Raw genomic sequence first — 23,233 nt, forward strand, 5'->3', positions numbered from 1 at the left:
AGATCAAACCAGGTTTCATCGGCCGATTCGGGGCATTGGCCACTTTTGCGCAAGCGCTTACACCTAACCCCTAACGCGCGCGTGCCACAACATTCTGCCCAGATCAAATGTTGCCTTTTGGCCGCGCAAAGGTGAGAAATGCCACCCCTTGGCCGGGACCGTTTTGTGGTCCGGGCACGGAAAAGGGAGGCACCTGCCCGGCTGGACAGGTGCCTCCCCTTCGCCCGGAATCGGGCCGTGCGTGACGCCGGAGGCCTACGCCTTGGGCGTTCGCGCAGCCGTAGCGTCTGCAGCCTCACCTGCGGCCAGTCGTTCGGTCAGCTGTGCCTCCACGGCTTCACTGACCTGGTCCTGGACCTGGTCCGCCAGGTGCTCCTGGTAGTGCTCCTGGACGGAGTCCTGGATCTGTTCCGCGACGTGCTCCTGGTAGTGCTCCTGGACCGAGTCATGCATGGAGTCCTGGACCTGCTCCGTGACGTGGGCAGCCATCTGGTCCCGCGCCAGCTTGCGCTGTGCGCGCATCAGGGTCTCATGTTCCCGGTGGAAGGCCTTGGCCGTGGAGATGCACATCAGGATGATGACCACGCTGAAGGGCACGGCGGTGAGGATGGCCGCGGTTTGGATGGCCTGCAGTCCATTGGCCAGGAGCAGGGCGATGGCAACAGCGGCGGCAGCCAGCGCCCAGAAGATGCGCAGCCAGTTGCGGGGTTCCACGTCTCCCCCGGTGGAGATCATGCCCATGACCAGGGCACCGGAGTCTGCCGACGTAATGAAGAAGATGGCGATCAGGAGAATCGCGCCGGCGGTGAGGACAACCCCGCCGGGCAGGCTGCCCAGCAGGTTGAACAGGGCGCCCTCGGTGTCCACGGTGCCGTCATCGGCGATGAGTCCGCCGCTGCCGAACAGCTCGCGGTGGATGGCGGCGCCGCCAAGGACGGAGAACCACAGGAAGCCCATGGCGGTGGGTACCAGGAGCACGCCGGCCACGAACTGCCGGACGGTGCGACCCTTGGAAATACGGGCGATGAAGATACCGACGAACGGCGCCCAGGAGATCCACCAGCCCCAGTAGAAGGTGGTCCAGGCGGCCTGCCATGCCTCGCCCTCTGCACCGGAAAATGCCAGCGTGTTGAAAGTAAGGCCTACAACGTTCTGGAGGTAGTGCCCGATCGACTGAACGAACTCGCGCAGCAGGAACAGCGTGGGGCCGGTAAACAGCACCACCAGCATCAGGAGTGCGGCCAGGACCAGGTTGGTGTTGGAGAGCCACTTCATGCCCTTGCCCACACCGGACACCACCGAAATGATGGTCAGCGTGATGATGCAGAGGATCAACCCGATCTGCGTCATGGTGGTGGCCTGGACAATGTTGGCCTGTTCAAGTCCGGCGGAGATCTGCAGGACGCCAAGGCCCAGGGAGGTGGCAACACCGAACAGCGTGCCTACCAGGGCCACGACGTCAATCAGGTTGCCCCACCCGCCGGAAACGCGCTTGCGGCCCAGGAGCGGCTCAAGTGTCCAGCGGATAGAGATGGGGCGGTTCCTGCGGTGCACCGCGTAGGCGATGGATACGCCCACCACAACGTAGATGGCCCAGGCATGGAGGCCCCAGTGAAGGTAGGTCTGCGTCATCGCCTGCTGGGCGAGCTCCAGCGGGGATCCCTCCACACCGGGCCGGGGCGCGGCAAAGTGGTTCAGGGGCTCGGCCACACCGAAGAAGACCAGGCCGATGCCCATGCCCGCCGCGAAGAGCAGGGCGAACCAGGACACTACAGAGAACTCGGGCTCGTCATCGTCCTGGCCGAGCTTGATGTCGCCATAGCGGCTGAGGCCGATCCAGAGGGAAAACGCCACGAAGAGTGCAACGGCTGCCACGTAGTACCAGCCGAACCAGTTGATGACGTTGCCTTGAATGGTGGTGAAGATCTCCGTGGCAGCCGCAGGGAAAATCGTGGCGAAGAGGACAAAAACAATGATGGTTCCGGCGGCGGGCCAGAAGACCCACCGTGCGAGCTGCGGGCCGCCGGCTTGGGGCGGCTGCCCCTCCTCCTTCTTCAGGGCGGGAGGTGTTTCCCCGGGTGGTTGGCTGATGGTCCTGGTGCCAGGTGTGGCGGACATTCCCAGTTTCTCCTTATGCGCTGTGTGCGCTCAGACTGCGTTGTGCAGGTTCGTCTCGTGTACGTTCGTCTGTTCCTGTGTGTTCTTATGTGCCGCTGCCGCGTGTCTACGGCCGTGCAGCCAGCAAGTTTACGGAATCCGTAAAGCCGCGGGGCGGGAAAGTGGCCGGCCCCGGGGGTATTGATGCCGGATCGAGACGTGCTCTGTGCGGCCCACTAACTGTAGGCCCGGAAAATAAGAAAAGCACCAGTTCCGAAGAACTGATGCTTCCCAGTGGTGGCTCCGACCGGCGTCGATCCGGTGACCTTTCGATTTTCAGTCGAACGCTCTACCAACTGAGCTACAGAGCCTAGGTGACTAGTCACCATGACAGCCGGAATCTCTTCCAACAATCAGAGCGACCCTGACGGGACTTGAACCCGCGACCTCCGCCGTGACAGGGCGGCGCGCTAACCAACTGCGCTACAGGGCCTTGCGTTTCTTGCTTCAGCAGTATCTCTACCGCTTTTTTCAAGGCTTCCAGCCTACCAGACATTTTCAGTCTGCTTGACCAGTTCCTTGCGTACCCCCAACGGGATTCGAACCCGTGCCGCCGCCGTGAAAGGGCGGTGTCCTAGGCCGCTAGACGATGGGGGCCAGAACCCGTTCGGAACAAAATAAAAAGGCGTCAAGCAAGGCTTTCCGTCTTTGTCCTTTGCGTTTCTCCGAACTGGACTCTAAAACTATAGGGCCTAGTCAGGAATTATCCAAAATCGGCGAAAAACACCGCGACGGAGCGGGCGGAACGGGTGAAGATGGACGGATGGATGCCGTAGCAGCACTCAACGAGATCGCCTTCTGGCTGGAGCGCGGACGCGCTGCCACCTTCAAGGTCCAGGCATTCCGCAAGGCGGCGGCGGCCATCAGCCCGCTGCCGCCGGAGGAAGTGGCCGCGCGCGCCGTGAACGGCCGGCTGAAGTCCATGAAGGGCATCGGCGACCGGACCTACCAGGTGATCCGCCAGGCCGTGGAGGGCCAGGTTCCGGATTACCTGGCGGATCTCCGGGAGAAGGGTGCCCGGCCGCTGGCCTCCGGGGGCGCAGGGCTGCGGAAGATGTTGCGGGGTGACCTGCACAGCCACAGTGAATGGTCCGACGGCGGCTCCCCCATTGAGCTGATGGTGGCAGCCGCCGGCGTGCTGGGAAGGGAATACCTCGCACTGACCGACCACTCCCCCAACCTCACCATTGCGAACGGGCTTTCCGCCGAACGCCTGCTCCAGCAGCTGGATGTGGTGGATGCGGTCAACGCGGGGCCCCCTCCGGGCGGCGACGGCACGCCGGGCACGCCGGTCCGGCTGCTGGCAGGCATCGAGGTGGACATCCTGGAATCGGGGGAACTGGACCAGGAGCCGGAACTGCTGGACCGCCTGGACATTGTGGTGGCCAGCGTCCATTCGAAGCTTCGCGCTGACAGCAGGACCATGACCCGCCGCATGCTCGGCGGTATCCAGGACCCGCACACCAACGTCCTGGGCCACTGCACCGGGCGCCTGGTGGAGGGGTCCCGCGGTACGCGGCCGCCGTCGGACTTCGATGCCAAGGAGGTGTTCGCCGCCTGCGCCGAACACAACGTGGCGGTGGAGATCAATTCCCGGCCCGAACGCCAGGACCCGCCCGATGCGCTGATCCAGCTCGCCCTCGACGCCGGTTGCCTGTTCTCGATCGACAGCGACGCGCATGCACCCGGCCAGCTCGACTTCCTGCAGTATGGCGCCGAGCGCGCGGAGAAGAACGCCGTTCCCGCCGACCGGATCATCACCACCTGGCCCCTGGAACGCCTGCTGGAATGGGCGGCGCCGCGCTGAACCTGCCGGGGCACGGGCTGCCACTACGTCCCGCGTCGCGGCCCGGGACGGCACCCGGGAACGTCCCCTGGAACTTTTTGGCAGGAAGTTGCGCAGACGTGGCCGATATCCGCCAGTCAGCTGCCCTTGCCCCCGGATAGATTTGCTGCATGCCTCCAACCAGCCCGGCCAAGCCGACAGCCCCCGCACCTGCCCAGACCGCTGCAACCCCGGTCAGGGCCCTTGGCGTGGCAGCGATGGTGGTCACCGTGGTCCTCTGGGCGTCGGCCTTCGTGGGGATCCGGGCGATCGGCCCCCACTTCTCCCCCGGCTCCCTGACGCTGGGCAGGCTGGCGATCGCCGCCGTCGTGCTCTCCCTGCTGGTCCTGCCGCAGCTGCTGAAGACCCGGCTCCTGCCAAGGGGCCGGGAATGGTGGCCGATCCTGGCCTACGGGGTGATGTGGTTCGGCGGGTACAACGTGGCGCTGAACGCCGCCGAACACGTGCTTGACGCGGGCACCAGCGCCCTGCTGATCAACGTCAACCCCATCCTGGTGGCCATCATGGCCGGCATCTTCCTCAAGGAGGGCTTCCCGCGGTGGCTCATCATCGGCAGCCTGGTTGCCTTTGCCGGCGTGGCGCTGATCGCCTTCGGATCAGCCCAGTCTTCCGGGCCGGGGGAACGGCCGACGACGGACGTGGCGGGCGTGCTGCTGTGCCTCCTTGCCGCCGTGCTCGCCGCCGTGAGCGTCATCGTCCAGAAGCCTGTGCTGCGCAAATTTCCGGCCGCGCAGGCCACCTGGTTCGGGATCCTGGTGGGTGCGCTCTGCTGCCTGCCCTTTGCGGGTCAGCTGGCCAGCGAAGTGCAGGCCGCCCCGCCGCAGGCAACGTGGGGACTCGTCTACCTGGGGATCTTCCCCACGGCGATCGCCTTCACCACCTGGGCGTACGCGCTTTCGCTGGTGGACGCCGGGAAGCTGGCCGCCACCACCTATCTGGTTCCCGGGACCACCATTCTGATCTCCTGGCTGCTGCTGGGTGAGGTCCCCGCATTCCTCGGCCTGGCTGGCGGCCTGGTTTGCCTGGTGGGAGTGGCACTGACCCGGCGCAGGAGCCGGAATCCGCGGGGAGCCGGGGCGGCCGGTTCCCGCTAGAGTCGGAGTATGCCAGCCAGCCTGCCGCCGGGCCTGCCAATTGTTCCTGCCGGCCCCAGCGAGCCCCTTCGCTTCACCATGTCCGAGGACGAATTCGAGGCTGCCGTCCAGGACGCCCTGGACAGCATCCCGGACAAGCTGGCCCGCGCCATGGACAACGTGGCGGTGTTCATCGAGGACGACTATGTGCCGAAGCCCGGGGAGGATGCGGACACCGTCCTGCTGGGACTCTACGAAGGCGTGCCCCTGACCGAGCGGGACTCCTGGTGGGACGCCGGGTCCCTGCCGGACAGGATCACGATCTTCCGGGAGCCCATCCTGGACATCTGCGCATCCCGGGAGGACGTCATCCACGAAGTGGCTGTGACGGTGGTGCATGAGATAGCCCACCACTTCGGCATTGATGACGACCGGCTGCACGAGCTCGGCTGGGGCTAGCCTTGTAGGCATGGGACACGACCACAGCCACACCCACGGCATCACAGCAACAGGCCGGCACCGGAAGCGGCTTATTGCCGTCCTTGCCATCACTCTGGCCGTGGTCCTGGTCCAGGTTGCCGGCGCGGTCCTCTCCGGCTCGCTGTCCCTGCTTGCCGACGCCGGCCACATGCTCTCCGACGCAGCGGGCGTAACGATTGCCCTGCTGGCTGCGTGGATAGCCGGCCGGCCCGCCAGCGATCAACGAACCTACGGGTACCAGCGCGCCGAGGTACTGGCAGCGCTGGCAAATGCCCTGATCCTGATCGTGATCTCCGTGGTCATCTTCAGCGAGGCAATCCGCCGGATCGGTGCGGCGCCTGAAGTCCAGACAGACATCATGCTGTTCGCCGCCGTCCTCGGCGCCGCCGCAAACGTGGCCTCCCTGGTGATCCTGCGCGGAGCACACCAGGAGAGCCTGAACGTGCGGGGCGCCTACCTGGAGGTCCTGGGCGACCTCCTCGGTTCCTTCGCCGTCATTGCCGCGGCCGTGGTGATCATGGTGACCGGCTTCCAGGCGGCGGACACCATCGCCTCCGTCCTGATCGCCCTGATGATCCTGCCCCGGGCGTGGAGCCTGCTCCGCGACGTGGTGGATGTGCTGCTGGAGGCCACCCCCAAGGGCGTGGAAGTGCAGATGATCCGGGAGCACATCCTCTCCGTGGAGGGCGTCACGGACGTGCATGACATCCACATCTGGACCATCACTTCCGGTGTCCCCGTCTTCTCCGCGCACGTGGTGGTGGAGGACGGGGTGCTCAACGCCCGCGGCGCCGACCAGTTGCTGGACAAGCTGATCACCTGCCTGGGTTCGCACTTCGATACGGACCACTGCACATTCCAGCTGGAGCCCGCCAGCCATTCTGAACATGAGGCGCACCAGCACGCCTGAGGCCGCGTGCAGGCCGGGGTTCCTGGCCCTGCTCAGCTCAAAACGTCCTTGGTGACGAAACGCCCGTAAGCCAGGGCACCGAACACGGCCACGTATCCCGCCTGCAGCAGCGCATTGCTGGCGAACGAGTCCCACAGCACGGGCTGGCGGAGCAGGTCGCCGAAGCCCAGCCAGTAGTGGCTGAACAGCCACGGGTGAAGCCACTCAAGCTGCGGCAGCTGGTCGAGGACCTGGGAAACCACCGAGAGCACCACCGTGGCAGCCATGGCGCCCACCGGCACCACGGTCAAGGTGGAGAGGAAGAGCCCTATGGCGGACAGCCCGGCCAGGGAGACGGCCAGGTACGCCGAGATCAGGAGGAGCCGGAGCACGGCCTCCGGCGGCTGGATAACATCCCCTGACAGCAGGGTCACCGGGCCCACGGGGAAAAGGGCTGCACCGATGGCGGCCCCGGCGATGGCAACAGTGAGCGGTGCGGCCAGGCAGAACGCCAGGGCGCCTGCGTATTTCACCAGGAGCAGCCGGACCCGGCCCGCCGGCGCCACCAGCAGGTACCGGAGCGTTCCCAGGTTGGCCTCGCCCGCGATGGTGTCACCCGCCACCACGCCCACCGTCAGCGGCAGGAACAGCGGGACGGAGACCAGCATTGCGGTGAACGCGACGAACAGGCCGTTCTGCGTGATCCGGTCCAGGAAGGCCGGGCCGCGCCCAGGCGGAACCGCCGAGGAGACCCTCACAGCCACCGCAATCAGCACCGGAATGGCGGCCAGCGCGAGCAGCAGCGCCCAGGTCCGGCGCCGCCGGAACAGGACCGCGATCTCGGACAGCAGGAGGGACATCCCGGCTCCCCGCGGCCCTGCCACGGCCGCCATGCCCTCCGCCTTCGGCTTCACGCTACTGGGCAACGTCGAACCCCTCCCCCGTCAGTTCAACAAACCGGTCTTCGAGGCTCTCCCGTTCCACCGCGAAACCGCGGACGCGGACCCCTGCCTTGACGAGCTCCGCCACGATGTCTTCCGGGGCGGGATGCGGGGCAGCGGCCTCCGGTGGCAATCCCGGCTTCGCCAGTGCCGCCACCACCACTTCCCCGTCCGGTTGGTGGGCTCCTGCTTCCGGCGACAGCCCCAGCGTTGCCAGGACCGCCGACGCCGGGCCGGGGTCCGGGGTGAGCAGGCGCAGGCGCGAGCTCCCGGACCGCCGCAGTTCGGCGAGCGGGCCTTGCGCCACCAGCCGGCCGGCGCTCATGACGGCCGCGTGCGTGCAGATCTGTTCAACCTCGGCGAGCAAGTGGCTGGAAACAAAGATGGTGGTCCCGTCTGCCGCCAGGGACCGGACCAGGTTCCGCACTTCACGGGTGCCCTGCGGGTCCAGGCCGTTTGTGGGTTCGTCCAGCACCAGCAGTTCGCGGGGGGACAGGAGGGCGTTGGCGATGCCCAGCCGTTGCTTCATGCCGAGCGAGTACGCGTGGACGCGCTTGCCGGCGGCGTGGCCAAGCCCTACCCGTTCCAGTGCCAGGCCCACCCGTTCCCGGCGCGTGGCGGGATCCGCGTGCCGGCCGGCGGAGTCGAGCCGCTGGAGGTTCGCAGTCCCCGAAAGGAATGGATAAAAGGCAGGCCCCTCCACGAGCGCCCCCACCCGTGGCAGGACATCCTGGAAGCTGCCGGGCATGTCCCGGCCCAGCAGCCTGACGGTCCCGGCTGAGGCGGCCGCGAGGCCCAGCAGCATCCGGATGGTGGTGGTCTTCCCCGAGCCGTTGGGGCCCAGGAACCCGAAAACTGCCCCGGACGGCACCGCGAGGTCCAGGCTGTCCACGGCCACCTGCTGCCCGAAGCGCTTGGTCAGGCCCTGCGTTTCGATGGTCAGGCCGTACGTCCGTTGTCCCGGAACCCCCGCGGGTTCCGTCACGGGGCGGAGGATGCGGCTTGCAGCCTGTCCGCGGGGACCATCCCCGCAAAGACACGGCCGTCGTCGGTCAGCAGGACGTTGAAGAGTGCGCTGGAGAGCAGCCGTCCGCCAGGAACGACGACGGCGGCCTGGCCCAGCAGCGGATTCTGCGCCAGCGCGGTGCTGAGCTTTGCCCCGGCTCCGGTTTCCGCCGGCAGTTCCACGACGGTTTCCCAGCCGCTTCCGGCCAGGTAGGAGCCGGCCTTGTCCTTGATGCCGGCCGCACGCTGGTCCGGGTCGGTGTCCGCCTCCGGGTAGCCGGAAGACCCTTGGCCCGTGGCCTGATGTGATGGATGCTGGAACTGCAGCTCTTCAACCGCGCTGCCAGGCGGCGGCACGAAATTGAAGAGTGCGGCATCCGGCGCATCAAGCGACAGGCTGGTGAAGCGCGTCCTGAAGGCAGGCTCTCCTGCCCCGCGTGCCGTCACCTCCACGGAGAGGGGCATGCCCGTTTCCCCATCGACGGCGATGGAGATCATGCCCACCAGCGTGTTGCCGGTACGCGGCTCGAGCACCAGGTTATAGGCGGCGCGCCCGGCAACCTGGACGTCCGGGCCAACAGACACAGCAGTTGAGCTGTCTGCCGCGGCGAGGAACTTCGCGGCGAGGTCCTGGGGCGTGGGCGGAACCATGCTGCTATCAGGACCGGTGCCGTCGGGGCTGGTGCTTTCAGGGCTGGTGCCATGCAGTGCCGGGCCCTCCAGCGGGAGGTCGCGGGCGTGGGCCGGGAGCGTCAGGTGCGCTGTTGAGTTGTCCTTGGACGAGTAGAACCAGACATCGTTGTCCCGCCGGATGACGTCCCGCTCGGCGAACCTGTCCACCACCTGAATGCGGACCTTGGACTTGCCGTCCATGAAAATCCTCGCCGTGTGCTCACCGGTGAGCATCTCGATGGCGGATGCGGCGGGGTCATCCGATGCGGGACCGGAACCAGGACCCGTTGCCGGCAGTTCCGGCAACCCCAGTTCGGAGGCCTGCTCAACAGTGCCCGAGAACGTGTGGGTCTTGTGGCTGGCCAGCAGGGCAAGAACATCGGCCGGGGTCTTGTCCGCCAGGGCGTCTCCGGCGCGTGCAGGGATGGATCCCACCAGCACGCCGGCGGCGATCACTGCCGGGGCGGCAACGGCAGGAACCCACCGCAGCCACGCGCGGTTCCGGCGCTGAGTCGCAGCCCCCATCCTGTGGGGCCCGCCCGTCTTCGGATCGTTCATTGTCCGGCCGTCTCCTTGATGGGAGTCCATAGCTCAAGGGTACGCCTCGGTGCGGCTCCCCACACCTGCCTGCGGCGCAGTCCGTGGCCGCGGGGGCCTACCCTGGCACTATGGTTCCAGCGCCGCCGTCGACCGTTATTCTTTGTCCCGTGGCAATCCGGACCGTTGCCTCCGGGACCCCCACCACGGCCGGGATGCCGTACTCCCGGGCAACCACGGCGCCGTGCGAGTTGGGCCCGCCCATCTCCATCACCAGGCCGCCGGCTGTCAGGAACAAGGGAGTCCAGCCCGGATCGGTGGACGGGGCCACCAGGATCTCCCCCGGTTCGAGGTGGGCACCGACAGGGTCAAGGATGACGCGGGCCCGGGCGGTGGCTGATCCCGCTGATGCCGGGCTGCCGGACAGCGCGGCACTGCCGGCCGCACCACTTGCGGTGGCATACAGCACCTCGGGTTCGGTGCCGTCCGAGAGCAGGGCCCTGGGAATGCGGCGCCGGCCGAGCTCTCGGGCGTAAGCGCTGCGCCGCTCCACGACGAGTTCGCGCAGTTCCCGGAGCCCGGGCCCTTGTGGGTCCGGGAACTGGAGCGCCTGCCTTGCCTCTGCGAAGTCGAGGAAGAAGATGTCCTCCGGGCTGTCCAGCCTGCCGTCGGCCGCAAGCCCGGCTCCCACCAGGGCCACCTGCTTCCTGACTTCCGCCAGTCCCAGGACCAGCTGGTATTTGGGCAGTTCCCGCAGGCCGGCGTACAGCCTGGTCCGGCGGAGGGCTGCACGCACCAGGAACGCACGGACCGGGCCCCGGCGGCGTGCTTCCGCCACCAGGTCCTGCACCGCCGCCTCCGCCTCCGTCTGGGCCCGGCTGAACTGGACGTCCGGCGCCATGGCGGGATCGGTGAGGCGCAGGTAGTTGGCCAGGACGCCCAGGATGTACGTGGGATCATCGGACCACCGGGGCATGCCCACGTCGATTTCGGCCACAGCCCGCTGACCGTAGCGTTCGAGGAACCGCACCAGCCCTGAGTGCAGGGCCGGTGGCAGGGTGCCGTTCCTGAACTCCGCCGCGAGCGCGGACGGTTCCCGGGCCTCGAGTGCCGTTCGCGAGTCCCTGTCATCCTTTGCTGCCGAGGCGAGGCGCCACAACTCAAGGTCCATCTCGGTGGTCACGTTGCCGGACAGGCCGCGGAGCACTTTCTCCAGGTCCTTCCGGCGGTCCTGCCCTCCGAGCAGCCGTCCCGCCAGCCAAAGCATCGCGAATGCCACTGCGGGGAGGGGCAGTACGGCGGGCACAATCGCGAAGAGCCTGCCTCCCAGCAGCCGCTCGGCGTGGTCGAGCCGTTCAAGGGGACCCGCTCCTCCCCCAGGCTCCAGGTCTTCGGCATAGCGCCGGGTGAACGAGTCCAGGCGGCGGAGCGCCGCCCGGGGCCGGAACAGTGCCCGGAGCGCGGTCTCCGGCACCCGGGCCCGCACCGCTGCCGGCAGGACATGCCGCAGGAACCCGAACGGCGTCCTGCGCGTCACGGAAAACTCCGGATCCTCAAAAACCTGGCGGACCACCGCGGCGGACCGGGCCTCCATAATGTCGAACACCCGGGGAAGGATGCGGCGCCCCACACTGCTCCGGACCGGCGTGGTGAGGTCAACGTAGATGCGCTGGCCGGCCTCCGCGTACGGCGGCGGGCCCTGCCGGGGCTCCGGAACAGGGAACCTGGCGGCTTTCGCCACCGAGGAAGCAATGAGCCGCAGCGACGCCAGCCCCATCGGGGTCAGCGGGCGGGTGAGGCCCTGGGCCAGGCTAAAGCACATGTATAGCCGGGGCCCTGGGCCTGCAGACCGCCCCTGGGGTACGGGGTACAGCGTGGTGATCGGCCTGGACTGCGTCAGCCAGGGGGCACCCCCGGCGTCGATGGCCCACTCGGTATCCTGTGGCGAGCCGAAGTGCCGTTCGGCCTGCATCCCCAGGGCTCCAAGCCCAACGGCCTGCTCATCCGTAAGGCTGGAACCGTCAACATGGCCGGGCACATCCAGCCTTTCCGTTCCGCCGCCCGGCCGCGGGCGGACCACGATGCGTTTGTCTCCCAGCTTTCGCTCCAGGACCCGTCCTTTTTCCGTGTCCACCACAAAGTGGTCCGGATTGACGGCTCCGGACACCACGGCCTCACCGAGCCCCGGCGCCGCATCGATAACCGCTTCCCGACGCCTGCCGGTCAGTGGATCGGCTGTAAACATCACCCCCGCCGCTTCGGCGTCAACCATCCGCTGGACCACGACGGCGAGGGCTACTTCGTGGGGCGCGATCCCTAGCGCCGCGCGGTAAGCGACTGCGCGGTCCGTCCACAGGGAGGCCCAACAGTTGCGGACGGCGTCCAGGACGGCGCCGCTGCCCACCACGTTCAGGTAGGTGTCCTGCTGGCCGGCGAAACTCGCGAACGGAAGGTCTTCGGCGGTGGCGGAGGACCTCACCGCCACGGCACCCCCGCCCAGGGCCGCGTACGCCTGCTCCACGGCGGCTGCGGTCCGCGGCGGAACCGGAAGGGCGCGGATGGCCTCGCGTGCCCTTCCTGCCATGATGGCGAGCTGGGCGGTCCTGCCCGGATCGGAGGGCTGCAGTCCGGCCTGGAGACGGCCGAGTTCGGCAAGCACACCGTCCCGGACCGTCCCGGCAGCCTCCCGGTAGGCCGCCGTGGTCAGGCAGAACCCGTCGGGCACCGGAAGTCCCGCAGCCATCAGCTCACCGAGGTTGGCCGCCTTGCCTCCCACGAGGGGCAGCATGCTGCCGTCGATCTGGTTGAGGCGCAGAATCAGGGCGGGGGCGGAGTTCCCGTCCGGTGGGCGGGAGTCCTGCCTGCCGTTTCCTGTGCTTTCCGGACGGTCAGCGGCCATGGTGGCGCTCCCCTTCGGCCGGGTGCGGTCAGGCTGCCCCGAGTACGGGCCCAAACCGGGCGCGGTCCGCCAGGCGCGGGTCCTCCCGGTCAGGGACCACCATGACGGGGCCCTTGGCGTGGTGGAGGACCCCGTCCGAGGTTGATCCCAGGAGCATCCCGGTGAAGCCGCCGCGGCCGCGGGTACCCACCACCACAAGCTCCACGTGGCGGCTGGCGTCCACCAGGACGTCCACAGGCGAGCCGTCCCTCAACTCGGATTCGGTGGGGAGGTCCGGGTAGTGGCTGCGAAGCCATGCCATTCCCGCGTCAAGGGTCACCTGGATGTCGGCGAACAGCGCCTTGCGGTCCATGGGGGCAGGAACCCACGCCAGGGAACCGCTGTACTGCGGCACGGCGCAGACCACGCGCAGGGTGGCACCCAGCCGCTCGGCCTGGGCTGCGGCCTCCAGCACGGCCACCCGCGCCTGCTCCGAACCGTCCACGCCCACCACCACAACGTTATCCACGCGCTGGTGGCCCGCCTTGGCCTGCTCCGCCTTGATGTGCCGGTCCTCGGTTGTCTCGCCAAGCCGGTCGGAGCAGACCAGCGGCACCGTCACGGTGGGGCATTTGGCGTGGGCCGGCAGTGCACTGCTCACCGAACCGAGGAGCCGGCCCACAAAGCCGCCGCGGCCGCGGGTACCGAACACCAGGAGCTCGGCAGTCCGGGACATCTCCAGCAGCACGCCGGAGGCGTCGCCGTTCTCCACGGACGCGGTGGCGTCGATGTCGTAGGTGGCCACCTTCTCCAGGGCCTGCTTGGCGATCGCTTCCGCGCCTTCCCGAATGACGGAGTCGTCCACAGTGGCGTAGCCGCCGTCCAGGCCCGAAGCCGCAAAGATGGGGACGGAATAGGCGGTGACGATATGCAACGGACGACGCCGGCGCTGGGCCTCGCGTGCAGCCCACACCAGTGCGCACTGGCCGTGGTCCGAACCGTCCACGCCGACAACGATTCCCTCGGCGGCGGCAGGACTGCCGCCGTCCTGCGGGTCCCGATGCAACTCTTGTGCGCCCATGGGGCCGCCTCCTCGCGATACTGCCTGATGTTGCGGCTATTCTGCCAGAAGCGGGCCGTTCCCCGTGCACCCGAACCCCTGCCTGAGCTGGGAAGAAAGGCTTGCTTCCGCTTCTCACTATTCTCCGTAGGCACTGCCTTAGCAAGCCACTTCGGCCCGGGGAAAGGGCGCTTGTCCACAGGCCGTGGGCAGTCTCCGGGAAAGCGCCTTCACACGGCTGAAAATGTTTCAGAATTGGGCTATCCCTGGCCGCGAATCTTCTGTAGTCTTCAGGACATTGTTGGTCCGGGACGCCTACTGCCTCTTTCCGTCAGAGCTGCCCGGCCACGCACTGCGGCCGGACTTTGGGGGTAACGGGACGCGCGCGGGCGAGGACGCCCGCACCTGCCGAAACTTCGAAGGAGGGAAACTGTAGTGTCAAGCATGCCTGGGAATGCCGGGACCGAACAGACCACCACAGTCATTATTGGCACGGGCCTGTCCGGCCTCGCCGTGGCTGCCGAGCTGTGCCGACGCGGCGTGGATTCGATAGTGGTGGACGGACTGGACCTCCTAGGCGCCGCACAACCGGCCAACACAGCTTCCCTCCAGCGGTGCGATGCGGCGGACTCCGTCAACCTTCGCGAGCGCAACGAAATCCTGCGGCACCTGCGGAACTATGCCGCCAGCCACCACGTCGACGTCCGCAACACCACCCGCGCCATCCAGCTGACCATGGTGAACGGCGGCTCCCCGCTTGCTTCGGCCCCGCAGTGGGAAGTGCACACGCCCACGGGAATCCTGGTTGCGGACCACATTGTCCTGACCCGTTGCGCCCACAGCCAGCTCCGGCGCATGGTCAGTGACTTCGGCATGGCTGTGGGCCGGAACCTCACCGCAGCCATGCGGGCCATCGGAATCTACCTGGTGGGCGTGGGCGAGCTCATCACGCCCTCACCCAAGGAAGTCCTGCGGCAGGCCAAGACAGTCGGCCAGGCGATCTCCGCCAGGGTGCACCCGGACAGCGTGGCATATCCCGCCACCGGGAGCTTTGCGGCCCTGCCCTGCTAGCGCCGCCCAGCGTCCCTGCCGGCGGTTTCGCCGGCACCCGTCACGGTTCGTCGTCCGTGCCCGCCGCCAGCCGGCGCCGGGCCAGGATGGCAAGGGTGGCCAGCAACCCCACAGCCACGGCGGCAAAAATAACGATGCTCCACTGGAACGGCTCCCCGGAGCCCACCTGTTCAGGCTCACCCGTGGTGCCCGGCTGGGCCGTCCCCATCGCGGGGGCGGTGCCTGTGCCGGCGCCCGGGGCGGCGGCTGTACCCGCCGCCGTCGGACTTCCTGAGGCCGCTGGAGTTGTAGCCGGCGCTGGACTTGTTGCCGGCGCGGCACCTTGCCCGGCCGAGGCGGCCGTAAAGGTGAACGTCCCCTCAATGGGATGCGAGTCTGCGCTGACCACGCGCCAGGCCACCGTGTACTCCCCCGCCGGGCCTCCGGCCTTCAGCTTCTGGGACGCTACGTTGTCCACGATGTCCACGGGTCCCTCCGCCCACTCGGTGCCGCCGGCGTCCTTGACGGAGAACGCGGCGCCGATACCCAGCGGAGTGTTGTTGAAGGTCACCGAAACCTGTTCGGGCGGGGCGGGCAGCGACGCGCCGGCGGCGGGGGCACTGGATTCCGCGGCGTCATGCGCGGCGGCGGGAGCGGCGAGGCCCAGCACCGCGGCGGCGAAAACGAGGAGCCCGAGCCCCAGGGTCAGGATCTGGCGGATGGGACGCATGCTGTGGCGGCTCCTTGTGTTGGCTTCCTTACAGACTAGGCGAAAATGCCTGCCGCCCAGCCGCCGCCCCCATAGGATGCAGGTATCCCCACAGACTTCCCCGGAGGACTAATGCTTAAGCAAGGCTCTGCCCTGGACCGGTACTTCAAGATCACCGAGCGCGGTTCCAACCTTTCCCGCGAGATCCGCGGCGGCTTCGCCACCTTCTTCGCCATGAGCTACATCGTGGTGCTGAACCCCCTGATTCTCTCCGGACCGGACTCCAGCGGCACCACCCTGGGGTTCACCGCCGTTGCCGCTGTGACTGCCTTCGTGGCAGGCATCCTGACCATCCTGATGGGGGCCTGGGCCAAGCACCCCTTCGCGCTTGCCACCGGCCTGGGCGTCAACGCGTTCGTGGCCGTCACCGTGGCCACCAACCCGGGCCTGACCTGGCCGGACATGATGGGCCTGGTGGTGCTCTCCGGCGTCACCATGCTGATCCTGGTGCTCACCGGATTCCGCACCGCCGTGTTCAAGGCCGTTCCGGACGGGCTCAAGACAGCCATTGTGGTGGGCATCGGCCTGTTCATCGCGCTGATCGGCCTGGTCAACGCCGGCTTCGTCCGCCGCATCCCTGACGTCGCCGGCACCACCGTGCCCGTGGGCCTGGGCTACGACGGCAAGCTCCTGGGCTGGCCCACCGCCGTGTTCATCTTCGGCCTGATCCTGACCATCGCCCTGGTGGTGCGCAAGGTCAAGGGCGCCATCCTGATCGGCATCATCACCTCCACCATCATCTCGGTGCTCCTGGAGATGACCCTGCACATCGGACCGAGCTTCGACGGCGAGACCTCCAACCCCCAGGGCTGGTCCCTGGTGGCGCCGACCTTCACCGGTTGGGCCGCCCCGGACCTGTCCCTGATTGGCAAGGCAAACCCGTTCGGCGCCTTCGAGCACCTGGGCTTCGTTGCCGCCACCCTGCTCGCCTTCGTCATCCTGCTGAGCATCTTCTTCGATGCCATGGGGACCATGGTGGGCCTGGCCAACGAGGCCGGAACAGTCGATGAACACGGCAACATCCCGGACGTGGACCGCGTGCTGCAGGTGGATGCCCTCGGGGCGATCGTGGGCGGCGGCGCTTCGGTTTCCTCCAACCAGATCTACGTGGAAGCCGGCGCCGGAATCGGCGAAGGTGCCCGCACGGGCGTGGCCTCGATCGTCACCGGGCTGCTGTTCCTGGTGGCCATGTTCTTCACCCCGCTGATCAACCTGGTGCCCTTCGAAGCGGTGGCCCCCGCCCTGGTGGTGGTGGGTTTCATGATGGTGTCCCAGGTGGGCAGGATTGACTGGCAGGACTGGGGCATCGCCATCCCGGCCTTCCTGACCTTCACCCTGATGCCGTTCACGTACTCCATCGCCAACGGCCTGGGCGCCGGCTTCATCGCCTTTGTCCTGATCCGCACCGTCCAGGGCCGGGTCAAGGAGATCCACCCGCTCATGTGGGCCGTAGCCGGCGCGTTCCTGCTGTTCTTCGCTGTGGGGCCCATCGAGGCGGCACTGGGAATGTAGCCCGCGGCTCCGGCTGCATGAAAAACCCCAGGCCTGGCGCCTTACACGGGAGTGTTCGGCGCCAGGCCTTCATCACCGGTCAACGCGCGGGCTTTCTTTTCCCGGAGCTTGTCCAGGCGGTTCATGAGCGGCGAGGTGGTGGCGCCGTGGATCACGATGGACAGCGCCACCACCAGCCCCACAAAAGCCCACAGCTCCTCCGCCTGGCCGGCGAACTCGCCTTTGCCCAGCGCATAGGAGAGGTAGTACAGCGATCCGATACCCCTGATCCCGAAGAACGAGAGGGCGATCCGCTCGCGGGGACCGGTCTTGCCGCCCAGCAGCCCCACCCAGCCTGCCAACGGCCTCACCAGCATCAGGAAGGCCAGCGCCACCAGCACCTCGGTCCAGCCGATGCCGGCAAGCAGCCCCCGTGCAATCGCGCCGCCCAGCAGCACCAGGATCACCACCGTCATGAGCCGCTCCAGCTGCTCCACATAGGAGTGCAGCACCCGGTGGTAGCCGTGCGTGTGCTCAGCGGCCCGGATGGTCACGGCGCAGACAAACACCGCGATGAAACCGTAGCCCTCGATCATCTCGGTGGCGCCGTACGCGAGGAACGTTGCGGCGAGGGCCACGAAGCCTTCCGAGTGGTTGGACAGCCGGAGGCTGTCCACGCGGGCAGAGAAGAACAGCCGCGCCAGGAGCTTGCCGGTGAGGAAGCCCAGCAGCAACCCGATGGCCAGCCGCCACAGGACGTCCACCCCAAACCATTCCGGGAACCAGGCCCCCGGGGATGAGCCCACGATGCTGATGGCGATGGCCAGGTACACAAAGGGGAACGCCAGGCCGTCGTTGAGGCCGGCTTCGGACGTGAGGCCAAAGCGGACCTCATCTTCCTTGTCCGCGCCCTCTTCCTCGTCCGCGGGCTCGCCCACCTGCACTTCGGAGGCCAGGACCGGGTCCGTGGGCGCCAGGCTCGAGGCCACGAGCAGGGCAGCGCCAAGGCCCAGGCCCAGGAACCACAGGCCCAGCAGGGTCAGGGCGACGATGCACAGCGGCATGGCGATTCCGAGTAGCCGCCAGGTGGTGGCCCAGCGCTTGCGGCCCACGGGGCGGTCCAGGGCAAGCCCGGCGCCCATCAGCGAGATGATGACGCAGATCTCCGTCAGGTGCACCACAAAGTCGCTGTGTGCCATGGGATCCGGGTCCGGAAGCGTTGGAATCAGGGCGAACGCCGCCATGCCGGCACCAAGGAAAACCATGGGCATGGAGAACGGCATATTGCGCAGGAGCTTGGGGAGGACAGCTGCGGTAAACACGGCCGCGCCGGCGGCAGCAAAGAGGATGCTGGGGGCTTCAAACACGGGACTGTTCTCCGGCCTAAATCTGATGCGCCGTCCGGCGCAAAAGGTGATGGGGTCCCCGGGGGAAGGGGTTGCTCCACAATAGCCCCTGCTGCCGGCAGACGCTGACGATCTTGGATTCCAGACAGGGCGGCCGCGGGGCTGCTGGTTTTCGCCCTCCGCATGCGGTGAGCTTGGAGCATGGCCCCTTCCACACCTGCCGTTGACCTCCCGCCCCAGCCCTGGAAGGGGAGGTACGACGGCGATGATGCCGCGCACCGCCGCTGGTGGCAGGCAGTCAGTGCTTACGACGGCGGGACACCAGGTACCGGAGCGGAGGACCTCATGGGTGCTGGGGTTGATGCCGGCGGGGATTCCAAGCCCGCCACCCTGCTGGGCTTCGCCAGCGATGAGGGGGTGCGCCGGAACAAGGGCCGCACCGGCGCGGCGGCCGCACCCGCAGCGATCCGCAAGGCGCTGGGCCCCCTTGCGTTCCATCTGGACCGTGCCGTGCACGACGCCGGGGACGTGGTGGTGTCAGGCGGTGACCTTGAATCCGGCCAGGAACGCGCCGGCCGGGCCGTAGCGGCACTGCTCGACGCCGGACACCTGGCTGCGGTGCTGGGCGGCGGCCATGAAACGGCCTTCGCGAGCTATCTGGGAGTGGCCGCCTCCGAGGCTGTCCGGGGCGGGAAGCGGCTGGGCATCCTGAACCTTGACGCCCACTTCGACCTGCGGGAGGAACCGGTGGCCACGTCCGGTACGCCGTTCCTGCAGATGGCCCGTGCGGAAGCGGCCGCCGGGCGCGACTTCCGCTACGCCGTCGTCGGAATTTCCGAACCCAACAACACGCGGGCACTTTTTGACACGGCGCGGGCGCTCGGCGTGCGCTACCTGCTGGACGAGGACTGCGAGGCCGACCGTGTCCGCGCCTTCGTGGCCGGGTTCCTTGACGGGATCGACGTGCTCTACCTGACCATCGACCTCGACGTGCTGCCGGCCGGCGTGGCCCCGGGCGTCAGTGCGCCGGCGGCGTACGGCGTACCTCTTCCGGTTATCGCCGCGGTGTGCCGGCAGGTGGCCTGGAGCGGGAAACTGCTGCACCTGGACATTGCAGAGCTGAACCCCGCACTAGACGTGGACGGCCGGACCGCCCGGGTGGCCGCGCGGCTGCTGGATACCCTGCTGCGCTGATCCAGAGCAGGACACGGCTCCCAAAAAAGTAAGTATGCTGTCTATTATTGGACCCATTACCGACGGAAGGGAGCGGGCCCGATGCGGCGCCGAGGAATAATGGCAGGCCTGCTGCTGGCCATCCTGATGGTCCTGAGCGGCTGCGGATCCAGCTTCCCCGCCGATCCCGAGGGGACCCTGGAGAGGGTGCGGGGCGGAACCCTCCGCGTGGGGGCCAGCATGAACGGAGACTGGGTGCGGATTACTGCTCCGGGAGGGGGCAGGCTCAGCAGCAATGATGTCCAAGGCATGGAAGCGGAGCTGGTGAAGGATTTCGCAGCCCGGCTGGGGGCCGAGATCGAATGGGTTGCCGGAACAGAACAGGTCCTGGCCGACGAACTCAAGCACGGCGGGCTGGATCTGGCGATCGGCGGCCTGGACGACAAAACACCCTGGGTGACCCACGCCGGTTTGACCCGGCCCTACGCCGAATCGCGGGACGGGCGCGGAAGCCTCCACAAGCACGTCATGCTGGTGCCGCTCGGCGAGAACGCCTTCCTGCTTGAACTGGACAAGTACCTGATGGAAGTGAAGGCAGAGCAATGACGGACCTTCGAAGCGGCGGCACCGTGCGGTTCGGCCACACCGAACTCCCGGCGGAGCAGCGGGAAGCGCTGCGCAAGGCCGCCAGGCTCGAGTGGGCCACCATGGGTTTCCTTGCGGTGACCACCACCCTGGTGTTCCTGGTGCTGGGCAACTCGCAGGCCATGAAGGCGGCCTGGATCGAGGACCTCCTCTCCTTTTTGCCGCCCATCTCCTTCCTCATTGCAGCCCGCATCATCCGGAAGCCGCCGTCGGAGGACCACCCCTACGGCTACCACCGGTCAACGGGGGTGGCGCACCTTGTGGCGGCTGTTGCCCTGACGGTCATGGGCGGCTACCTCCTGGTGGAATCCGGGCTCGGCCTGCTGAAGGCGGAGCACCCCACCATCGGCGGCATCGAGCTATTCGGCAGCACCATCTGGCTGGGCTGGCTGATGATGGGCGTTATGTTCCTCACCGCGGCACCGCCCGTGGTCCTGGGCAGGATGAAGATGAAGCTTGCCGAGCAACTGCACGACAAAGTGCTGTACGCGGACGCGGACATGAACAAGGCGGACTGGATGACCGCCGTTGCGGCGGTGACCGGCGTCGGCGGAATCGGCCTTGGGCTGTGGTGGGCCGACTATGCCGCGGCGCTCCTGATTTCTGCCAGCATCCTCCATGACGGATTCAAGAACACCCGCGCCGCCGTCTCCGCACTCATGGACAAGCGGGCCATGACCTACGACGACGGCGAACCGCATCCGCTGGGCCGGCAGGTGGACGGCTACCTCCGCAGCCTGGACTGGGCAACCGACGCGAGGTCGCGGATCCGCGATGAAGGACACGTTTTCCACATAGAGTCCTTCGTGGTTCCGGCCGGGGGTGCCGTCCCGGCGCTGGAACAGCTTGAGGCAGCACGCAAGGACTGCGTGGCCATGGACTGGAAGGTGCAGGACATGGTGATCATTCCGGTCGCGGAGCTGCCCTCGGAGTTCCTCCCGGGACCCACTTCCGGCGGTGAGCACTGAACGCCTGCTAGAGGCCCTTGAGGACATAGCGCCGCTCCGGACGCCCCACGCCGTACTTGAGCCTCACGTCCAGGGTCCCTTCATCGTGCAGGTACTCCAGGTAGCGCCGGGCGCTGACCCGGGACGTTCCCAGCTGTTCGGCCACCTCAGCCGCGGAGAGGTCTCCGGCCGCAGCGTTCAGGGCGGCCTCGACGAGCTTCAGGGTCTCGATGCTGCAGCCCTTGGGCAGCGGCCGCTCGGTCCGGTCCAGGCCGAACACCCGGTTGACGTCCGACTGCTCAGCCACATCCTTGGCTGAATCCAGCCCCTGGTACGCACTGCGGTAATGTTCCAGGCGCTCCTGCAGGTCCGACTGCGAAAACGGCTTGATCAGGTAGTGCACAATTCCGCCGCGGAGGGCCTTGCGCACGGTCTCCACCTCGCGGGCCGCACTGATCACCAGTACGTCCAGCTCCGGGGCAACGTCCCGCAGCCGGTGCATGAGGTCCAGGCCGTTGATGTCCGGAAGGTGGATGTCCAGCAGCACCAGGTCGGGCTTCAGCCGTTCCGTCTCGATCACTGCCTGGGCACCGGTGTGGGCCACGCCCACCACGGCGAAGCCGGGTGTCCGCTGGATGAACCCGGCGTGGACCTTGGCCACCATGAAGTCGTCGTCGACGATCAGCACCTTGATCATGGCTGCGTTGCACCTCTTTTGAATCGTGCGGTGAAGACTGCCCCGTTGTCATTGGCCACGGTGAGGTCCCCGCCGGAGCGCCGGCAGACCACCCGGGAGAGCGCCAGCCCGAAGCCGCGGCTCTCCGCCGGGCCGGCTTCCTTGGTGGAGAACCCCTGGCGGAAGATGTCCTCCACGGCCTCGTCCGGGACCCCCGGGCCGGAATCCCGGACCGTGACGGTGACATGGTCCTTGCCGTCTTCCACCAGCACCCTGACGGCTGCCTCCGGAAGCCCCGTGACGGCGTCGAACGCGTTGTCCACCAGGTTCCCCACAACGGTGGTGAGGTCCCGGGACAAGTCATCGCTGACCGGGCCCAACGCGGACTGCGGGTCAAGCTGCAGTGCCACGCCGCGCTCGGTGGCGAGGCTGGACTTGGCAATCAGCAGGGCGGCGAGCGCGGGGTCCAGGATCCTGCTGGTCACTTCATCGTTCAGCCTGGTCCGGTCCACCGTAGCGCCGTTGACGAACTGCACCACGGAATCGTATTCGCCGATCTGGATCAGGCCGGAAATCACGTGCAGCTGGTTGGCGAACTCGTGGGCCTGCGCGCGCAGCGTGTCCGTGGCGGTGCGGGTGGCGCCCAGTTCACGTTCAAGGGAGGACAGCTCTGTCCGGTCCCTCAGCGTAGTCACCGAGCCGATGTTGCGGCCGCGGGAGCGGATGGGAACACGGTTCAGCACCACCAGCCGCTCCCCCACCAGCACAAGCTGGTCCGGGTCCGGCTGGTCGCGGGTCAGGACCACCTTGACGGCCGGGTCCACGGGAAGGGAAGCAACTTTCCTGCCAACGCAGTCCGGCGGCAGGCCCAGGAGTTCCCGGGCACTGTCGTTCGCCACCGTAACGCGCTCGTGCGGGTCCAGCGCCACCACGCCTTCCTTCAGTCCGTGCAGCATGGCCTCGCGGTTTTCCACCAGCCCGGTGATCTCGCTCGGTTCCATGCCCAGGGTCTGGCGCTTGACCCGCCGCGACAACAGCAGGGACCCCGCCACGCCCAGGACGCTGGCCACGCCGAGGTAGGTCAGGAGGTTGGGGACGGCGTCGCCCAGCCGTTCAAGGGTGGACGGGTAGTTGCGGCTGATCGAGGCGATGCCGATCATCTTTCCCGAATCGTCAAGGACGGGAACATGGGCGGACAGGACGGCGGTTCCGCTCTTGTCCAGCACGCCGGTCCACGCCCTGCCCTCCATCACCCTGCTGGCTCCGAGCTCCAGGGGCTGGCCCAGCAGTCCCGGATCGGACGCGGCAACCACCGTCCCGTCCAGCTTCGCCAGGGTGACGTGCGACGATCCCGAGACGGTCCGGACGGACTCGGCCACCGCCGGCAGGGCTGACCCCACCCGAGGCTGGGCCTCGGGCAGCAAAGCCCGCACGGTCGGGTTGTTGCCGAGCGCTTCGGCGGCGGAGAGCGCCCTCCTGCCTTCGGTGCGCTCAAAGGCGGCAGCGGACTGGGCCAGGGAGATGGCCACCACGGCCACGAGCACTGCCAGGACAATCAGCAACTGGAGCACAAGGTACTGCCCGGCGAGGGACATTCC

19 protein-coding genes and 3 tRNA genes are annotated in these 23,233 nt (G+C 67.6%); 9 read left to right on the forward strand and 13 right to left on the reverse strand.

Annotated elements, in window-relative coordinates; all coding sequences use genetic code 11:
• Positions 1 to 255: 255 nt before the first annotated feature.
• The 4 genes from ACIQF4_RS18240 to ACIQF4_RS18255 form a co-directional block, all read right to left on the reverse strand.
• Positions 256 to 2,118, reverse strand: coding sequence for a BCCT family transporter (locus ACIQF4_RS18240; protein ID WP_400517078.1), 1,863 nt, complete (start codon positions 2,116 to 2,118; stop codon positions 256 to 258).
• A gap of 274 nt (positions 2,119 to 2,392) precedes the next feature.
• A tRNA-Phe gene (locus ACIQF4_RS18245) sits at positions 2,393 to 2,468 on the reverse strand.
• A 48-nt stretch (positions 2,469 to 2,516) separates the two neighbouring features.
• Positions 2,517 to 2,590: transfer RNA gene (locus ACIQF4_RS18250), tRNA-Asp, on the reverse strand.
• Positions 2,591 to 2,681: 91 nt separating this feature from the next.
• Positions 2,682 to 2,754: transfer RNA gene (locus tag ACIQF4_RS18255), tRNA-Glu, on the reverse strand.
• Positions 2,755 to 2,920: 166 nt separating this feature from the next.
• Between ACIQF4_RS18255 and ACIQF4_RS18260 the strand changes: the two genes are divergently transcribed.
• The 4 genes from ACIQF4_RS18260 (at position 2,921) to ACIQF4_RS18275 (ending at position 6,466) form a co-directional block, all read left to right on the forward strand.
• Complete coding sequence (locus ACIQF4_RS18260) at positions 2,921 to 3,964, forward strand: PHP domain-containing protein (RefSeq protein ID WP_350000934.1); 1,044 nt, start codon at positions 2,921 to 2,923, stop codon at positions 3,962 to 3,964.
• A gap of 149 nt (positions 3,965 to 4,113) precedes the next feature.
• Positions 4,114 to 5,097, forward strand: coding sequence for a DMT family transporter (locus ACIQF4_RS18265; RefSeq protein WP_400517079.1), 984 nt, complete (start codon positions 4,114 to 4,116; stop codon positions 5,095 to 5,097).
• A gap of 9 nt (positions 5,098 to 5,106) precedes the next feature.
• Complete coding sequence (locus ACIQF4_RS18270; protein WP_350000937.1) at positions 5,107 to 5,535, forward strand: metallopeptidase family protein; 429 nt, start codon at positions 5,107 to 5,109, stop codon at positions 5,533 to 5,535.
• 10 nt (positions 5,536 to 5,545) lie between these two features.
• A complete protein-coding gene (locus ACIQF4_RS18275) occupies positions 5,546 to 6,466 on the forward strand; it encodes a cation diffusion facilitator family transporter (protein WP_400517080.1) in 921 nt (306 codons plus the stop codon).
• A gap of 32 nt (positions 6,467 to 6,498) precedes the next feature.
• On the opposite strand, the gene ACIQF4_RS18280 is transcribed toward ACIQF4_RS18275, so the two are convergent.
• The 5 genes from ACIQF4_RS18280 to ACIQF4_RS18300 all read right to left on the reverse strand — a co-directional run bounded on the left by ACIQF4_RS18280 (position 6,499) and on the right by ACIQF4_RS18300 (position 13,559).
• Entirely contained in the window at positions 6,499 to 7,338 is an 840-nt protein-coding gene (locus tag ACIQF4_RS18280; RefSeq protein ID WP_400517081.1) for an ABC transporter permease, read from the reverse strand.
• Positions 7,339 to 7,360: 22 nt separating this feature from the next.
• Positions 7,361 to 8,371 (reverse strand): ABC transporter ATP-binding protein, encoded by a 1,011-nt coding sequence (locus tag ACIQF4_RS18285; RefSeq protein WP_350000942.1) that lies wholly within the window; start codon positions 8,369 to 8,371, stop codon positions 7,361 to 7,363.
• Positions 8,368 to 9,621: a hypothetical protein gene (locus ACIQF4_RS18290; protein WP_400517082.1), complete on the reverse strand. Its 1,254-nt coding sequence runs from the start codon at positions 9,619 to 9,621 to the stop codon at positions 8,368 to 8,370. The genes ACIQF4_RS18285 and ACIQF4_RS18290 overlap by 4 nt, the downstream gene beginning before the upstream one ends.
• Before the next feature lie 97 nt (positions 9,622 to 9,718).
• The gene (locus ACIQF4_RS18295) at positions 9,719 to 12,499 is read right to left on the reverse strand and encodes a PEP/pyruvate-binding domain-containing protein (protein ID WP_400517083.1); all 2,781 of its coding nucleotides are present in this window, start codon (positions 12,497 to 12,499) and stop codon (positions 9,719 to 9,721) included.
• A 28-nt stretch (positions 12,500 to 12,527) separates the two neighbouring features.
• Entirely contained in the window at positions 12,528 to 13,559 is a 1,032-nt protein-coding gene (locus tag ACIQF4_RS18300; protein WP_400517084.1) for a universal stress protein, read from the reverse strand.
• A 423-nt stretch (positions 13,560 to 13,982) separates the two neighbouring features.
• On the opposite strand from ACIQF4_RS18300, the gene ACIQF4_RS18305 reads away from it, so the two are divergent.
• A complete protein-coding gene (locus ACIQF4_RS18305; RefSeq protein WP_400517104.1) occupies positions 13,983 to 14,609 on the forward strand; it encodes an FAD-dependent monooxygenase in 627 nt (208 codons plus the stop codon).
• A gap of 40 nt (positions 14,610 to 14,649) precedes the next feature.
• Here ACIQF4_RS18305 and ACIQF4_RS18310 read toward each other — a convergent pair whose 3' ends face one another.
• Positions 14,650 to 15,318, reverse strand: coding sequence for a copper resistance protein CopC (locus ACIQF4_RS18310; protein ID WP_400517085.1), 669 nt, complete (start codon positions 15,316 to 15,318; stop codon positions 14,650 to 14,652).
• Between the two features lie 111 nt (positions 15,319 to 15,429).
• On the opposite strand from ACIQF4_RS18310, the gene ACIQF4_RS18315 reads away from it, so the two are divergent.
• Positions 15,430 to 16,869, forward strand: a complete 1,440-nt coding sequence (locus ACIQF4_RS18315; protein WP_104188071.1) for an NCS2 family permease — start codon at positions 15,430 to 15,432, stop codon at positions 16,867 to 16,869.
• Between the two features lie 41 nt (positions 16,870 to 16,910).
• Here the strand turns inward: ACIQF4_RS18315 and ACIQF4_RS18320 are convergent, their stop codons facing one another.
• Entirely contained in the window at positions 16,911 to 18,215 is a 1,305-nt protein-coding gene (locus tag ACIQF4_RS18320) for a cation:proton antiporter (protein WP_400517086.1), read from the reverse strand.
• A gap of 180 nt (positions 18,216 to 18,395) precedes the next feature.
• On the opposite strand from ACIQF4_RS18320, the gene hutG reads away from it, so the two are divergent.
• From hutG to ACIQF4_RS18335, 3 genes are all read left to right on the forward strand, one after another.
• Positions 18,396 to 19,388: a formimidoylglutamase gene (gene hutG / locus ACIQF4_RS18325; RefSeq protein ID WP_400517087.1), complete on the forward strand. Its 993-nt coding sequence runs from the start codon at positions 18,396 to 18,398 to the stop codon at positions 19,386 to 19,388.
• A gap of 99 nt (positions 19,389 to 19,487) precedes the next feature.
• Positions 19,488 to 19,973, forward strand: a complete 486-nt coding sequence (locus ACIQF4_RS18330) for a transporter substrate-binding domain-containing protein (protein ID WP_400517088.1) — start codon at positions 19,488 to 19,490, stop codon at positions 19,971 to 19,973.
• Complete coding sequence (locus ACIQF4_RS18335) at positions 19,970 to 20,980, forward strand: cation diffusion facilitator family transporter (protein WP_400517089.1); 1,011 nt, start codon at positions 19,970 to 19,972, stop codon at positions 20,978 to 20,980. The genes ACIQF4_RS18330 and ACIQF4_RS18335 overlap by 4 nt, the downstream gene beginning before the upstream one ends.
• 7 nt (positions 20,981 to 20,987) lie before the next feature.
• Here ACIQF4_RS18335 and ACIQF4_RS18340 read toward each other — a convergent pair whose 3' ends face one another.
• Positions 20,988 to 21,656: a response regulator gene (locus ACIQF4_RS18340; protein WP_400517090.1), complete on the reverse strand. Its 669-nt coding sequence runs from the start codon at positions 21,654 to 21,656 to the stop codon at positions 20,988 to 20,990.
• Positions 21,653 to 23,230, reverse strand: a complete 1,578-nt coding sequence (locus ACIQF4_RS18345; protein ID WP_400517105.1) for an ATP-binding protein — start codon at positions 23,228 to 23,230, stop codon at positions 21,653 to 21,655. The genes ACIQF4_RS18340 and ACIQF4_RS18345 overlap by 4 nt, the downstream gene beginning before the upstream one ends.
• Positions 23,231 to 23,233: the final 3 nt, after the last annotated feature.

It is taken from the genome of Pseudarthrobacter sp. NPDC092202 (genome assembly GCF_044755505.1).
Taxonomy (GTDB): Bacteria; Actinomycetota; Actinomycetes; order Actinomycetales; family Micrococcaceae; genus Arthrobacter.